At 57.3% G+C, this 15467-nt stretch carries 15 protein-coding genes; 7 read left to right on the forward strand and 8 right to left on the reverse strand.

Annotated elements, in window-relative coordinates; genetic code table 11:
• From PMI36_RS32150 to PMI36_RS04390, 3 genes are all read right to left on the reverse strand, one after another.
• Positions 1-113 (reverse strand): SDR family NAD(P)-dependent oxidoreductase (locus PMI36_RS32150; RefSeq protein ID WP_008075248.1); only part of this gene is annotated, 113 nt, incomplete at its 3' end.
• A gap of 208 nt (positions 114-321) precedes the next feature.
• Positions 322-1203: an NmrA family NAD(P)-binding protein gene (locus PMI36_RS04395; protein WP_008075249.1), complete on the reverse strand. Its 882-nt coding sequence runs from the start codon at positions 1201-1203 to the stop codon at positions 322-324.
• A 109-nt stretch (positions 1204-1312) separates the two neighbouring features.
• Complete coding sequence (locus PMI36_RS04390; protein ID WP_008075250.1) at positions 1313-1954, reverse strand: HD domain-containing protein; 642 nt, start codon at positions 1952-1954, stop codon at positions 1313-1315.
• Between the two features lie 103 nt (positions 1955-2057).
• On the opposite strand from PMI36_RS04390, the gene PMI36_RS04385 reads away from it, so the two are divergent.
• Positions 2058-3104: a GlxA family transcriptional regulator gene (locus tag PMI36_RS04385; protein WP_032830645.1), complete on the forward strand. Its 1047-nt coding sequence runs from the start codon at positions 2058-2060 to the stop codon at positions 3102-3104.
• 81 nt (positions 3105-3185) lie between these two features.
• Here PMI36_RS04385 and PMI36_RS04380 read toward each other — a convergent pair whose 3' ends face one another.
• Entirely contained in the window at positions 3186-4019 is an 834-nt protein-coding gene (locus tag PMI36_RS04380; RefSeq protein ID WP_008075252.1) for a DUF2182 domain-containing protein, read from the reverse strand.
• A complete protein-coding gene (locus PMI36_RS0129875; RefSeq protein ID WP_008075253.1) occupies positions 4016-4684 on the reverse strand; it encodes a DUF1326 domain-containing protein in 669 nt (222 codons plus the stop codon). The genes PMI36_RS04380 and PMI36_RS0129875 overlap by 4 nt, the downstream gene beginning before the upstream one ends.
• A gap of 102 nt (positions 4685-4786) precedes the next feature.
• Between PMI36_RS0129875 and PMI36_RS04375 the strand changes: the two genes are divergently transcribed.
• Positions 4787-5767, forward strand: a complete 981-nt coding sequence (locus tag PMI36_RS04375; protein ID WP_008075254.1) for a GlxA family transcriptional regulator — start codon at positions 4787-4789, stop codon at positions 5765-5767.
• A gap of 75 nt (positions 5768-5842) precedes the next feature.
• Here PMI36_RS04375 and PMI36_RS04370 read toward each other — a convergent pair whose 3' ends face one another.
• The gene (locus tag PMI36_RS04370) at positions 5843-6451 is read right to left on the reverse strand and encodes an SCO family protein (protein ID WP_008075255.1); all 609 of its coding nucleotides are present in this window, start codon (positions 6449-6451) and stop codon (positions 5843-5845) included.
• Positions 6452-6622: 171 nt separating this feature from the next.
• On the opposite strand from PMI36_RS04370, the gene PMI36_RS04365 reads away from it, so the two are divergent.
• Complete coding sequence (locus tag PMI36_RS04365; protein WP_008075257.1) at positions 6623-7651, forward strand: GlxA family transcriptional regulator; 1029 nt, start codon at positions 6623-6625, stop codon at positions 7649-7651.
• Between the two features lie 275 nt (positions 7652-7926).
• On the opposite strand, the gene PMI36_RS04360 is transcribed toward PMI36_RS04365, so the two are convergent.
• The gene (locus tag PMI36_RS04360) at positions 7927-8505 is read right to left on the reverse strand and encodes a TetR/AcrR family transcriptional regulator (RefSeq protein ID WP_008075259.1); all 579 of its coding nucleotides are present in this window, start codon (positions 8503-8505) and stop codon (positions 7927-7929) included.
• Between the two features lie 171 nt (positions 8506-8676).
• Here PMI36_RS04360 and PMI36_RS04355 point away from each other — a divergent pair, with 171 nt between their 5' ends.
• The 4 genes from PMI36_RS04355 to PMI36_RS04340 all read left to right on the forward strand — a co-directional run bounded on the left by PMI36_RS04355 (position 8677) and on the right by PMI36_RS04340 (position 14961).
• Positions 8677-8955, forward strand: coding sequence for a LysR family transcriptional regulator (locus PMI36_RS04355; RefSeq protein WP_008075261.1), 279 nt, complete (start codon positions 8677-8679; stop codon positions 8953-8955).
• Positions 8956-9095: 140 nt separating this feature from the next.
• Positions 9096-10340 carry a multidrug efflux RND transporter periplasmic adaptor subunit MexE gene (mexE, locus tag PMI36_RS04350; protein ID WP_008075263.1) on the forward strand — a complete coding sequence of 415 codons (1245 nt, stop codon included), beginning with the start codon at positions 9096-9098 and terminating at the stop codon, positions 10338-10340.
• 11 nt (positions 10341-10351) lie between these two features.
• Positions 10352-13543: an efflux RND transporter permease subunit gene (locus tag PMI36_RS04345; protein WP_008075264.1), complete on the forward strand. Its 3192-nt coding sequence runs from the start codon at positions 10352-10354 to the stop codon at positions 13541-13543.
• On the forward strand, positions 13543-14961 hold the full coding sequence (locus tag PMI36_RS04340; protein ID WP_008075266.1) for an efflux transporter outer membrane subunit: 1419 nt from the start codon (positions 13543-13545) through the stop codon (positions 14959-14961). Before PMI36_RS04345 ends, PMI36_RS04340 begins: the two co-directional genes overlap by 1 nt.
• Positions 14962-15119: 158 nt before the next feature.
• Here PMI36_RS04340 and PMI36_RS31010 read toward each other — a convergent pair whose 3' ends face one another.
• On the reverse strand, positions 15120-15353 hold the full coding sequence (locus PMI36_RS31010; protein WP_081499309.1) for an HU family DNA-binding protein: 234 nt from the start codon (positions 15351-15353) through the stop codon (positions 15120-15122).
• Between the last annotated feature and the right edge of the window lie 114 nt (positions 15354-15467).

The raw sequence follows: 15467 nt of genomic DNA on the forward strand, positions 1-15467 counted from the left end.
CGGCGGCCGCCGATAATTACCTTATTTCCTTTACTGTGAAAGGCCTCGGCAAGCCCGCGTCCAATGCCAGAAGTTGCTCCTGTAATAAATATAGTATTGCCACTGATTTTCATTGCAGGTACCTCTGTGGAGAGTTGTGGTTAGGGATTTTTTCGTCGAAAAAACCTTAGTGAAAATGTTTACGCTTACCTGATTTAGTTTGGCCGCAGGAAGTGAAATACAGCCGGCAGCCAGTCAGATGACGCCTGCACCCAGTCAATCCAAGAGTTAAAAATGGCGCATGCGAAGACAACAAACACCCAACGCATGCGCCAAAAAAAATCACGACTCAAATGCTTTTTTATTAGCACGAACGAAGTCGCTAACTGTTTGTGGAGGCTGACCCGTTACCTCGCCAATCACTCCATCTTCACCAGCAAAAATTCCGTTCTGGTAGTCGATAGCAACGGCAAGGAAATGCTGGATCAAAAAGTCCGGCAGATTGTAGGTCTCCAAGTGCTTGCTATATTCTTCGATGGTCGATGGGCTGTAGGTGATAGTTCGGCCTACAACGCTGCTGATCTCATCGGCAATTTCTTCGTGGTCCAGTTCGACCGGGCCATAAAGTGGGTAGGTCTTTCCGATATGACCAGAAGGCTGCGTGAGAACGGTGGCGATAAATCGAGCTTGATCTTCAGCGGCAATCGGCGCGTGTCTTCCACCACCATATGGCAGCGTGATCTTGTCTTCTTTAACGATCTGATCAAGGACCCACGGGAAGATCAGCCATTCAGCAAAGAACGTCGGGCGGATATGGACGGTCGGCACACCAGACCAGTCGAAAATGCGCTCGGCAATCCAATGGTCGCGGGCCGCGTGGCTCAACGAGCCTTCACGAGCAGAAATCTGCGACATTTCCACGACGACCTCGACGCCCGCTCGTTTAGCAGCATCTGCAAAGTAGGCAGTCGCCTGGATGTAGCCTGGCCGAACGGGGTAACACAAATAAGCACCTGTGATCCCATCCATCGCCCGGATGATGTCGTCATGCTCCAAGAGATCGCCAACAAATATTTCGGCGCCCTCATTCTTTAGTGCTTCGCTACGTTCGTCTTCTTTGTGAACGAAAGCTCGTACCGCGTGCCCTCCGTTGAGGAGATAACGAATGGTATACACGCCTGTTTTCCCGGTGGCCCCGGTGACGAGATACTTACGTTGCTGCATGATAAATTCTCCGGTGTTGGTGATACGCACGTTGCTCGGCGGAGGACACTGCGTCAGGTCTTATCAAGACTGAAGTGTCGTAGAGCGTTCTGCTGCGCAACGTCGTTTGTCAGCTGTCGAAGGGGGCGTTATCAATCAGGTCGCACACGTTCGGGCAATCGAAACCATGGATGTGGCGACGTCCGACGTCAGCGAGCCCGGTGCCGATGGCAGTAAAAGGTTTTTTCCGGGCGACTTCGGCAACTGCCTCGGTAAAGGCGGCCTTCATCCCGATACGAGGGTAGAGTGCGAGGGTATCTTCGATCAGCGAAGGCGTGATCTGCTCAATGTTCAGCCCCATAACGTCGACATGGGCGCCGAGGTAAATGAGGGCAATCTCCGGCTGTTTGCGGTCGGCGATGCCAGCACTCGAGTGAAGCGCGATTGCATCCCACACGAGTTCAGTTTTCGACTTCGAATAACCGTTCTCAAGCAGGAAGCGGCTAGCGGCATCTGCGCCGTCGACTTCAAAGCGTTGGTCGGCAGAGAATTCGTTTGTCAGTCCCAGATCGTGTAAAAGCGCGGCGAGGTAAACCGTCTCGCGGTCGTATTTCAGACCACGTTGTTGGCCCAGGAATTCGGCAAACCACCATGTCCGGTGCACGTGGTGCAAAAGCGCCTTTGAGTGGACGCGCTCGACGAGGGCAGACGCTTTACGGGCGAGTTCAGAGTCTGGAGCACTGAAGCCACCGATGATGATTGGTGTACTCATGATTGCTTCCTCAGCGTTGAATCGGGTTGAAGTTCAGTCTAGGTATTTTTGCTTGGCGTAATTGACTATTTTCGGTCTTTTTGTGCCAATATGCTTATCTCGTATGTGTGGGGAGATAGCCGTGAGCAAGTCAACGAAAGCAAGCCATCCGCTTATCAGTGCCAAGCAAAAGCGAGTGGTGATTTTGGGGTTGCCTCCAGTGGACTCGCTCGATGTGACCGGCCCAGCTGAGGTGTTTGCCTTTGCTAATCGGTTGCATCGCGGTGACACCGCACCCTATCTACTCGAGCTGGTCGCTGCAGGCGCCAACGAGCACCTGGAGAGCAGCACGGGCATCGCGCTGATGGCACACAAGACGCTTGACCAAGAACGTAGTGACAACGAAGCAATTGACACGTTGATCGTGACGTCGGGCTGGAAAGCTCGGGAGCAGGTGGACGAGTCCGCTATCGATTGGATAAGAACAAAGTCCGAGAGTGTTCGGCGGGTGTGTTCGATCTGTGTCGGGGCGTTCGCTCTGGCTGAGACAGGACTTTTGGATGGTCGCAGGGCAACGACTCATTGGCGTATGGCGCGAAGCCTGGCCGATAGCTACCCCCAGGTGCAGGTCGATCCTAATCCGATCTGGGTCAAGGACGGCAACGTCTACACGTCAGCCGGTATTTCCGCCGGCATCGATCTTGCGCTTGCGTTGGTCAGCGAAGATTTGGGCGATGAAGTGGCTATGGAGATCGCGAAAAATCTTGTCCTCTTTCTGCGGCGTCCTGGCGGGCAGGCGCAGTTCAGCGTTGCTCTTCAATCACAGCATGTTCCTGGTTCCAATCTGGATGAGTTGTGCCTGTGGATTGCGGAACACCTGCACTCGGACCTGACAGTAGAAATACTCGCGGACAAGTTCTCCACCAGCGTCAGGACGTTAATCCGCTTGTTCCAACGAGAGTTGCAGACCACGCCGGCGAAGTATGTCGAGGACGTACGAATAGAAGCTGCCTGTCGCTCGATTGAACTGGGTGGACGGTCTATGGAAGAGGTCGCGCGGCGGAGTGGCTACCACAGCGTGGATGTCCTGAGAAAAGCCTTCGTGCGGCGGATTGGCGTGAGCCCGAAGGAGTATGCACAACGCTTCTCGCCCAATGGCGAGATGGCGTAGTTCGCTGCGATGGGCAAAAGACTAGGGCGGCGGCATAAAATGCCGCCGTCCCCATTACGGAAAACGAATTCACTCCGTAAGTCAGTGCACATGCGGCTTGCAAATGGTGCCTGTCATAGGGTTTTTCAGAAACGGTACTGTGTCGGGTGACAGCGCCATCCAAATCCCCATGGCTCCGAGGAACACGGCGATTGGAATCGCGAGCTTATGCCCACTGGGCAGTACCTTTTCAGCGAACATCAACAGGGTCAGCAATGCCATCCAGATAGGACTCATGACGCCGACAGCGAACATCACCGCCATCATCGCCCAGCAGCAGCCCACACAGACCATGCCGTGTCGCGCGCCCATCAGAACAGCCCCGAAATCGCCCCCTCGCCAATATTGAGCGAAAAAAGACAGCGGCGAACGGCATCCCGTAAGGCAAACATTTTTCAAGGCCGAGACCTGGAAGATTCCCGCGATAATCAAAACAGCGCCAGCCCAATAGGGACCAGCGCTGTACCACGCAAGAAACTCGAGGTTGAGGGCACGAATCGCATAGTCCAGCAGATAGGCCGCCAAACCGTAGCCAATCCAGGCGACGCCATAGCCCGCTATAAAGCAAGCCATGCGCCGCGTTCGTGCAAGTGATTTTCCTCCGCGGGACTTCAGCATGGCGGCAAACGCCGCAATGTAGTTGAGTTCTGACGGCAGCATCATTGCTGTCAACATGACAACCCAACCAATAAGGTAGGCGGGTAAGCCGTGTAGCGGGGTTCCTGGCCCTTCATCCATGTCACCCATGACCACCAGCATTTCGAACCAGGCGGCGAGGCTGAGCGCAACGACAACTATCGTCCAGCCTAAGCCCGCTTGACCCCGCCCGAGCGCAGAAGCTGCGGATCGTGAAGCGGAGAGGACCGATTTCATCATGGTGCGTCCGGTCCGTGCCAGTCGAAGGGGATATGCTTACTCGCTTGGCCGGCCGGGATGTTTTGATCGAACCCAAATGCCTTCCAACGGCCCGCAACGCTTTTGCCCCAAGTCACGGGCGCGTCGGTGGGACCGACTTCGCTGCCGGGTGGATTGAAGCTCTGCAGCAGTTTGGTCGGATCGGAGGTCGGCCCCTTCATGGCCTGGCCACTCGCTTCGACCTTGTCATCGACGGTCACCCGCCAGTGTTCGAGCGTGCTCTCGATGTCGACTGAAATCTTCGCAAACTCGACACCCCTGAGCTCACGCACGTGCGTTGGTACGAACTGTGTCATCCAGCCGCCGGCCTGGCCGGTGAAAATTGCCGCCAAGGCCGCTCGCTGTGCATCGTCGGCGGCAGAGTCGAGGAATACGCCTGCATCCAGCCAAGCGCCGTCCCAAAGGTTGCCGGTGAAGTTTGCGAGCAGGACCACTTTCAGGCCTGCCATGGGTGTCGGACCGTAGTGACCCTCATTGATTCGGTACGCCCACAGCACTTCGCAATGATTGCCTGTGGGAGGTTGAGCGAACGTGCATGGGCACGGTGAGTTGCACGAACAGACGTCCAGCCATTCACCTGCAATTCGCCACTCTGGAGTTGCGACTGTTGCTACTTCGTTTGTCATCTCCTACCCCTTTCGTTTGGTGGTGAAACTTTTGACATGATGATTCGCAGGCGTGATAGTGTCTCGTGGCGATATCGACATAAACAGGGTGAATACCGACACATGACCAGACCTCTCACAATTGAAATCGGCATCGTCCTTTTTCCTGGCGTACAGCTTGCGGCCGTGCACGGTTTGATTGATCTATTCGGGGTTGCGGATCGCTTTGCGGCGCAGCACTACAAAGAGGCGGGCGTTTTCCTGCAGGTCAGCCAATGGCAGGTTGAGGGACCCAGTGGCACACCTGTCAGAGTCGGGGAGAAGGCGGGGGAGGCCGGCGGCTCTCCTACAGTGCTATTGATGCCACCTCGCTTGGGTACGCAAGTCTCGTCGCAGGAAGCTGCACCGTTTGTTGACTGGCTCCTCGGCCATCATCGCGCGGGCACAACGTTGTGTTCTGTCTGCGGAGGGGCTTTCCTGTTGGCTGAAACCGGTCTGCTGGCGGGGCGATCGGTCACCACGCACTGGGACCATGCCGACTTGTTTCGGCAAAGGTTTCCCGATGCGCATCTTGATATCGATCGGCTTGTCATTGATGACGGCGATATCATCAGCGCGGGGGGGCTGATGGCGTGGATTGATCTCGGTTTGAAGTTGGTCGACCGTTTTCTAGGGCCGGTCATCATGGCGGAAACCGCACATTATTTGCTGGTAGATCCGCCCGGCCGAGAGCAGCGCTACTACAGTGCTTTTTCTCCAAACCTGACTCATGGCGACGCCCCGGTTCTGAAAGTCCAGCATTGGCTACAGGCGACGGGTGCGAAAGATACGGCCCTTGCGTCGCTGGTTCTGCGCTCCGGCCTGGAAGAAAGAACGTTTTTGCGGCGTTTTCGCAAGGCCACAGGCTTCACCGCCATCGATTATTGTCAGAGGCTGCGAGTTGGCCGTGCCCGTGAGATGCTGCAATTCAGTACGTTGCCGATCGAGGCTATTGCGTGGGAAGTTGGTTACAGCGACCCCGGCGCGTTCCGCAAAATTTTCATCAGGGTTACTGGGTTGACCCCGGGCGAATACAGGCAGCGGTTTAGCGTCAATCGAATCTAACTTGAGCTCAATGCCTTAGACCTAAGTGCTTGGTCGGTATGTCATTCATCAATTTCGAAGGGAGCGCACTGGAGATCATTCGCAGATCTCCATAAGGTTCAGCAAATCTTCCGCGCACTCTTGCGCAGAAAGCGATTGAGACAGGCCGAGGCGCAGCGTTCCCCTGTAGTCATAAACATAGCTCGTGGTTGAGTGAGACAGTGTGTACGTCGATCCGCTGGTAATTTTCTCGTAGGCCACATTGAACTCTTTCGCGGTGGCGGCCGTTTCCTTCGGCGAGCCGTAAAGGGCAACAAATGACGGATCAAAGGATTTGACGTAGGCATCCAATATCGCTGGGGTATCCCGTTCGGGGTCTAAGGTGACAAATATGACCTGAAAACGCTCGCCGTCTTTGCCCATCATTTTTTTGATTTCTACCGCGCGAGCCAAGGCAGTGGGGACGATCGAAGGGGATTTGGTAAAGCCAAATATCACCATTGGCATCATGCCGCGAAAGCTTGAGAGCGACGTCTCATAGCCGTCGGTATCCGTTAACTTGAATGTGCGCCCAAGTATCTGATCACTCAGATCCTTGCCGTACTTGTACAGCGGCCTACCTCCAGAATCGCAGCCGGCCAGTAGGCTGAGACTCAATACTCCTAAGCCTGCAATAACCTTGCGGCGACTTACCAAAACACTCATTCGTCTAGCCTCGTTCGGTCACTGGCACGGTGTCGAAAAATGCCGCTCACTCGAATTTTGCTCCTTGAAAATGAAGTCGCCAGATGTTTAACGTGTCTTTCAGTTTGGCAATATTAACTATTTACAATGATTTGTGCCAATATGCGCCCATGACAAAGGTGGGAGCGGGCCGTGAAGAAAAAGACCAGTGCAACTCATCCAACTGTAGGTCGGACGCAAAAGCGAGTGGTGATTTTGGCCATGCCGCCCATAGATGCGCTCGACGTGGTTGGACCCGCAGATGTGTTCGCCTTTGCGAATAGTCTGTACGACAGGGAGGCTGCCCCCTACGTACTTGAGTTGGTTTGTTCGGATGCTAATGAACATCTGGAGAACAGCACCGGCTTCAAACTCACAGCGCACAGGACGCTTGCGCAAGAGCGCCTCGAAAACAAAGCAATCGACACGTTGATCGTGGCTGCGGGCTGGGAAGTAATGGGTCAGCTTGATGAGGCGGCTATCACATGGATTGGCTCGCAGTCCGAGACGGTGAGGCGCCTGTGTTCGATAAGTGTAGGTGCGTTCGCACTTGCCGAGGCAGGAGTCCTGGAGGGGCGCAAGGCCACGACGCATTGGCAGATGACGCGCGCGCTGGCTGAGCGCTATCCAAATGTACAGGTTGATCCAGATCTGATCTGGGTCAAAGACGGTAATGTGTACACGTCGGCTGGCACATCCGCCGGGATCGATCTTGCACTGGCATTGGTTGGCGAGGATTTAGGCGATGACGTCGCTTTGGACATTGCGAAAAACCTGCTCCTGTTCTTGCGGCGTCCTGGTGGACAGGCACAGTTCAGTGTCACCAGTCGGTCGCAGGATGTACCCGGTACGAATCTGGGTGAGCTATGCCAGTGGATCAGGGAAAATCTAAATTCGGAACTGTCAGTCGAAGCACTGGCCGGCAGGCTTTCCACAAGCATCAGGACGTTATTACGCATGTTCCAGCAAGAGCTGCAGACTTCGCCGGCAAAGTACGTCGAGGACGTTAGGGTGGAAGCAGCCTGCAGAGAACTTGAGCTTGGAGGGCAGTCGATATCAGAAGTCGCGCGTCGCTGTGGTTACCACAGTGTGGATGTCTTAAGGAATGCATTTGTGCGACGTCTTGGGGTTAGCCCAACGGAATACGCACAACGTTTCTCCCGAAATGGCGAGTTGACCTAAGCGTTGTAAATAGTCAGAGCTCTAGGGGGCTTGTATCTCTACCAGTTTCCCATCGCCGTTTATGTCAATGGTTTCAGCGTCGTCATTGGATTGCTCGGCAGTGCAGTCCAGCAGGTGATACTGCAATCCAGCCCACCCAAGTAGTTGCCGTACCATCTAACTTGATCTGCCGCTAGTCGATCAGACGCCCACGTTTCAGAGGTGTTTCGCGAGAGTCTTCGATCAGGGCTGAGGATGGTTTTAGCTTGTCCCCATATGAAAAAAATTGAATGGCGCTACGCAGCCCGCTCTTTTGGTGCGGGAGCAGTAGGCCAAGCACTGATCACCGACTGCAGAAACTGCTCGGATAACTCAGGCTTGTTCAACGCCCTGGCAATCAGCATAGCCCCTGCGATCGATGACAGGATGCGCAGCGATTCCAGATACTTCTCGTCATGGCTTTCCCCATCGACCAACGCCATCAACGTTTCGATCAAGCGTTCGACGCCTTTGGTGAAGGAAACACTGACGGTCCCACCCGTGCGGGCCACGTCGGCGCCCAGCGCGGGGATAGGGCAGCCCTCGGTCCAGTTATCAAGATGCGCTTGCGTCAAGTAACCCTTGATCAGTTCGGGAATGGATTTGGCGTTTTGCCAGTCCCGGATATTGGACTCGAACGTCCGACTGACGGCCTCTGAGGCTAGTTGTTCCTTGCCGCCCGGAAACTGTCCGTAGAAGCCGCCATGGGTCAGGCCCACGGAGCGCGACAGTTCACCAATACCGATGCCATCGATGCCCTTTTCCCGATACAGCCGGGACGCAGCCGTGAGGATCGCTTCTTTGTTCGCGGCGGCCTGGTCTTTTGTGACTTTCATGAGACTGCTCCTGTGGCCCAGTCGGTTGCACTTGGTAAAAGCGTCGCTGAGAGGCTGGTATTTATTATGATCGTCATATAAGGTCGCTGCAATGGCTTTGCCGAAACGACGCAAGTCTGGCGGATCCCGAGCCTGTGGCTCAAGTTGAAAATCTCTACGTGGACCGGACTCATGAATCGTAATGATCTGCGCAGTATCGATCTGAACCTGTTGGTGGTGTTCGAGGCGCTCATCCAGGAACGTAATCTCACCCGCGCCGCCAAGCAATTATCCTTGGGCCAGCCTGCGGTTAGCGCGGCGCTGGTGCGTTTGCGCAAGCTGTTCAACGACCCTTTGTTCGAGCGCATCGGTCGCCGGATGGTGCCCACCGAGCGAGCGTTGAATGCTGCGCAGGCGTTGGGGCCGGCGCTGGATTCCGTTTGTACCGTGCTCACCAATACCAAGGTTTAAGCGAGATCGATCCTTTTTTTACCCTTAAACATGGTGGTCATCATCATTGGTGATAGCCAACTTCACTCCGTTCAATTCGTCGCGACCTCGCGCGACGCCGAGAATCCGGAAATTCCCAAACCGTCTGGCGGACACTACCTATGGAACAGTCACTCAAACCTTTGCGTTATCCCCTTGCTGCACTGGCGCTGGTAGTGCTTACCGCGTGTGAACGCACACCCAATGCCGCCCAGGCGTCGGGTGCGCCGCACGTCACCGTGGCCAAGGTGCTGGAGCAGCCCATTACCGAATGGGATGAAGTCACCGCCCGCCTGGAAGCACCGGAAACCGTCGAGGTTCGTCCACGGGTTTCCGGCCAGATCGAACGTGTGGCCTTCACCGACGGCGTGCTGGTGAAGAAGGGCGATCTGCTGTTCCAGATCGATCCACGCCCGTTCGAGCACGAAGTGCATCGTATCGAGGCGCAGCTGCAACAGGCCCGCGCCACCCTGGTCCGCACCGGCAACGAAGCGCAAAGGGGCCAGCGCTTGTTGAGTAGCAACGCGATCTCCGCCGAGCTGGCCGACACCCGCACCACCACCGCCCAGGAAGCCCGGGCCGGGGTCGATGCCATTCAGGCGCAGTTGGACCTGGCGCGCTTGAACCTCAGTTTCACCCGCGTCACCGCACCGATCACTGGCCGGGTCAGCCGGGCGGAAATCACCGCCGGCAATATCGTGACCGCCGACACCACACCGCTGACCAGCGTGGTCTCCACCGACAAGGTCTACGCCTATTTCGATGCGGACGAACGCATGTTCCTCAAATACAGCCTGCTTTCCCGCCAGGGCCAGCGCGGTCAAGCCACGCCGGTGTACATGGGTTTGTCGAACGAGGAGGGCAACAGTCACCTCGGGCAGATGAACTTTGTCGACAACCAGGTCAATCCGAAAACCGGCACCATTCGTGGTCGCGCGGTGTTCGATAACGCTGACGGGCAGTACACCCCCGGTCTGTATGCGCGCTTGAAACTGGTGGGCAGCGCCGCCTATCCCGGCCTGCTGATCAAAGATGAAGCGGTGGGCACCGACCTCGGCAAAAAATTCGTGCTGGTGGTCGATCAGGACAACAAGGCCGTTTATCGCAACGTCGATTTGGGACCGAAACTTGAAGGCTTACGCATCGTGCGCAGCGGTCTGCAAAAAGACGATCGTATCGTCATCAACGGCCTGCAGCGTGTGCGGCCCGGCGCGGTGATCAGTCCTGAGGATGCGCCAATGGCGAGTCCTGAAGTCGTGTCGATCCTTGAGCAAAAACGTCAGGCGATTGAAGCCTCCCATCAGCCGGTTTCCACGCAATCACCTGCACTGGTGAAAGCGGAATCTGCCGCTGCGCCTCGCGGATAAGGAGCCTCGCCATGAAGTTTTCCCAGTTCTTTATTACGCGACCGATCTTCGCCGCAGTGCTGTCGCTGCTGATCCTGATTGCCGGCGCCATCTCGCTGTTCCAGTTGCCGATCAGCGAATACCCGGAAGTGGTGCCACCCACCGTGGTGGTTCACGCCAACTACCCCGGCGCCAACCCGAAAGTCATCGGCGAAACCGTGGCAGCTCCCTTGGAGCAAGCCATCACCGGGGTCGAGAACATGCTGTACATGTCCTCGCAATCCACGGCGGACGGCCGACTCACACTGACCGTGACCTTCGCCCTGGGCACTGATCTGGACAACGCCCAAGTTCAGGTGCAGAACCGTGTGACCCGCACCGAACCCAAGCTGCCCGAGGAAGTGACGCGTATCGGCATCACCGTCGACAAGGCGTCTCCCGAGCTGACGTTGCTGGTGCATTTGGTGTCGCCGGACAAGCGCTACGACATGCTCTACCTGTCGAACTACGCGATCCTTAACGTCAAGGATGAGCTGGCGCGGCTGGACGGTATTGGTGACGTGAAGATGTTCGGTATCGGCGATTACTCGCTGCGTATCTGGCTCGACCCGAACAAGACCGCTTCGCGCAACCTGACCGCCACCGATGTGGTCAACGCGGTGCGTGAGCAGAACCGTCAGGTCGCTGCCGGGCAACTGGGCTCGCCCCCGGCACCGAATGCCACGAGCTTCCAGATGTCGATCAACTCCCAAGGGCGGTTGGTCAGCGAAGAAGAGTTCGAGAACGTCATTATCCGCAGCGGTCCGGACGGCGAGATCACGCGCCTGAAAGACATCGCCCGGGTCGAGCTGGGTTCCAACCAGTATGCCTTGCGCGCCTTGCTCAATAACGAGGAAGCGGTGGCGATGCCGATCTTCCAGCGTCCGGGCTCGAATGCGATCGACATCTCCAACCAGGTGCGGGCGAAGATGGCGGAGCTGAAGAAGAGCTTCCCGGAAGGCATGGACTACGAGATCGTCTATGATCCGACGATCTTCGTGCGCAGTTCGATCGAGGCGGTGGTTCATACCTTGTTCGAAGCGCTAATCCTCGTGGTACTGGTGGTAATCCTGTTCCTGCAAACCTGGCGCGCCTCGATCATTCCGCTGGTTGCGGTGCCGGTGTCGTTGATCGGCACGTTTGCGGTGATGCACCTGTTCGGGTTCTCGTTAAATGCGCTGTCGCTGTTCGGTCTGGTCCTGGCAATCGGGATCGTGGTCGACGATGCGATCGTGGTGGTGGAGAACGTCGAACGAAACATCGAGTCAGGTCTTGAACCGGTCGAGGCGACCAAAAAAGCCATGGGCGAGGTCACCGGGCCGATCATCGCTACGGCGCTGGTGTTGTGTGCGGTGTTCGTCCCCGCAGCCTTTATTTCGGGTCTGACCGGGCAGTTTTACAAGCAGTTCGCCCTGACCATTGCCATCTCCACCGTGATCTCGGCGTTTAATTCCCTGACCTTGTCGCCGGCATTGGCCGCAGTGTTACTCAAGGCACACGGAGCGCCGAAAGACCGCTTCTCCAAAGTGCTGGATCGTCTGCTCGGTGGCTGGCTGTTCAAACCCTTCAACCGCTTCTTCGACAAGGCCAGCCATGGCTACGTGATTGCCGTGGCCAAGGTCATTCGGGGCAGCAGCGTGGCCTTGCTGGTCTATGCCGGCCTGATCGCAATGACGTACGTGGGCTTCAGCACCACGCCAACCGGCTTCGTGCCGACCCAGGACAAAAAGTACCTGGTGACCTTTGCGCAATTGCCGGACGCGGCGAGCCTTGATCGCACCGAGTCGGTGATCCGCCGCATGAGCACCATCGCCATGAACGAGCCGGGTTTCGACAGCGCCGTAGCGTTCCCGGGCCTGTCGATCAACGGCTTCACCAACAGCCCGAACGCCGGCATCGCGTTCATCGGCTTGCGGCCCTTCGACGAGCGCAAAGACCCGAGCCTGTCCGCCGGGGCGATTTCCGCCTCGCTCAACGCCAAGTTCGGTGGCATCCAGGACGCCTACATCGCGGTGTTCCCGCCGCCGCCGGTTCAAGGCTTAGGCACCATCGGTGGGTTCCGCCTGCAGATCGAGGACCGGGGCAACCTGGGTTACGAAGAGCTGTACAAAGAGACCATGAACATCATCGGCAAGAGCCGCAGTGTTCCGGAGCTGGCCAATTTGTTCACCAGCTACACCGTCAACGTGCCGCAGGTGGACGCTGCGATTGATCGGGAAAAAGCCAAGATCCATGGCGTGGCGATCAACGACATCTTCGACACGTTGCAGGTGTACCTGGGCTCGCTGTATGCCAACGACTTCAACCGCTTCGGCCGGACCTATCAGGTCAACGTGCAGGCCGAACAGCAGTTCCGTCAGGAGCCGGAACAGATCGGTCAGTTGAAAGTACGCAACAACAAAGGCGAGATGATTCCGCTAGCCACGTTCGTCAAGGTCAGCCCGACCTCCGGACCTGACCGCGTCTCCCACTACAACGGCTTCGTCACCGCGGAAATCAACGGCAGCGCCGCGCCGGGCTACAGCTCCGGCCAGGCCCAGGCAGCGATAGAAAAGTTGCTGAAAGAAGAACTGCCCAACGGCATGACCTACGAATGGACCGACCTGACCTACCAACAGATTCTGTCCGGCAACACCGCGCTGTTGGTGTTCCCGCTTTGCGTGCTGTTGGCGTTCCTGGTCCTGGCGGCGCTGTACGAGAGCTGGAGCCTGCCATTGGCGGTGATCCTGATTGTGCCGATGACCCTGCTGTCGGCGATTGCCGGGGTGATCATTTCCAAGGGCGACAACAACATCTTTACCCAGATCGGCCTGATCGTGCTGGTGGGCCTGGCGTGCAAGAACGCGATCCTAATCGTCGAGTTCGCCAAGGATAAACAGGAGCAGGGCATGTCGCCGCTGGACGCGGTGCTGGACGCTTGCCGCATGCGGTTGCGGCCGATTCTGATGACCTCGTTCGCCTTCATCATGGGTGTGATCCCGCTGGTGACGTCCACCGGTGCCGGTTCGGAAATGCGCCGGGCGATGGGGGTCGCGGTGTTCTCCGGCATGCTCGGCGTGACCTTCTTCGGGTTGCTGCTGACACCGGTGTTCTTCGTTCTGATCCGTCGCTCCATCGAGCGCAAAAACGCACGCAACCTCACCCAGCTTCACGCGGCAAACGCATTGAATCCGGAGGCACACTGATGAACACCCTGAAGCTTTTTTTACCCAGCCTTTTGGTCGTTGCGCTCGCCGCGTGTACCGTTGGCCCCGACTACAAAACCCCCGACACCGCGCCGGCCACTGTCGTATCGGTGCAAAGCGGTCACTACGATCAATCGCGGTTTGAAACGGTGTGGTGGCAGCAGTTCGATGACCCCACGCTCAACCAGTTGGTGAGCAAATCCCTGGAAGGCAACCGCGATCTGCGCGTCGCGTTTGCCCGCTGGAGAGCGGCCCGCGCGATTCGTGATGACGTCAGCAACGACAATTTGCCGGTGGTCACCAGCCGCGTCAGCAGTCAGCAGGGCAAAGGGCAAGTGCCCGGCCAGACCGAAAGCCGAGTCCATCAGGAGCGCTACGACCTGGGGCTGGACATGGCCTGGGAAGTCGACCTGTTTGGCCGCATCCAGCGTCAACTGGAATCCAGCGACGCCCAGGAAGATGCGGCGGCGGCCGACTTGTATCAACTTCGCGTGACCATGATCGCCGAGTTGGTCGATGCCTATGGCCAATTGCGAGGCGCGCAACTGCGGGAAAAAATCGCCCTGGCGAACCTGAAGAATCAGCAGGATTCGCGCGCGGTGACGGTCAGCCTGCGCGATGCTGGCGTGGGCAATGAACTCGACGTGGTGCGTGCCGACGCGCGCTTGGCGGCGGTCGAGGCCACGGTGCCGCAACTGCAAGCGGAGCAGGTGCGGCAGAAAAACCGCATCGCCACGCTGTTGGGAGAGCGTCCGAATACCTTGAGCGTGTCGTTGAGTCCCGCCGAGTTGCCGGCCATTGCCAAAGCGCTGCCGATCGGTGATCCCGCCGAACTGCTGCGCCGGCGCCCCGATGTGCTCGCCGCCGAGCGCCGGCTAGCGTCCGCCACGGCTGAAATCGGCGTGGCCACTGCCGACTTGTTCCCGCGGGTGAGCCTGAGCGGCTTCCTCGGCTTCACCGCCGGCCGTGGTTCACAGATTGGCTCCAGCGCCGCCCGGGCTTGGAGCTTGGGTCCGAGCATTACCTGGGCGGCATTTGACCTGGGCAGCGTGCGGGCGCGCATCCGTGGTGCTGACGCCAATGCCGAAGGCGCCCTGGCCACCTATGAGCAGCAAGTGCTGCTGGCGCTGGAAGAGTCGGAAAACGCCTTCAGCGACTACAACAAGCGCCAACAACGCTTGTTGTCGTTGATCAAACAGAGTGAGTCGAGCCGCGCCGCCGCTGACCTCGCGGCCATCCAGTACAAGGAAGGGACCGTGGATTATCTGGTGCTGTTGGACGCAGAACGCGAGCGGCTCAACGCCGAAGATGCCCAAGCTCTGGGTGAAACCGATCAGTACCGCGGCATCGTCGCGATCTATAAAGCGTTGGGAGGAGGGTGGAATAGCGGCGGTGGAAACGTCGCGGCGATTAACTGAACAGATCCTAAAAAAACCTTAGGAAATTCTGAGTATAAATCTTGCGCAATGCAGCGTAGTTAGAACAATCCGAACGGGCAACACATCTTGTTGACCCCGTTCACTTGAGGCGACTTTAGTCCCGCTGGACGGCTGGCTATGACTGTCTGATTCTATTCTTAATGAAAAGAATTCCGATCGAAGTGAAAAGTCATGCCAGTTTTAGGGTTACGGCCGTCGCGCGCTGCACGCGCTTTCACGGCAAAGGTACCAAAACCAACCAAGGTGACGTTCTCACCACTTTGCAACGCAGTGGATATGATGGTTGTGAGGGCTTCCAACGCGCGTCCGGCAGTGGACTTCGGGCGGTCGGTGGAGCTCGCTATGGCCTCGACGAGGTCGTTTTTATTTATGTATGGCTCCTTCTGCTGGCTGAATGGTGACGAGTAATCTACTCAGATAGTTCGGGCATATCCAGCACCAAACCGCTTTCCGGCCCTTTGCGGATGTAACGCTATTTGGGCTTC

Origin of the sequence: Pseudomonas sp. GM79 (genome assembly GCF_000282495.1) — a bacterium.
Lineage (GTDB): Bacteria > Pseudomonadota > Gammaproteobacteria > Pseudomonadales > Pseudomonadaceae > Aquipseudomonas.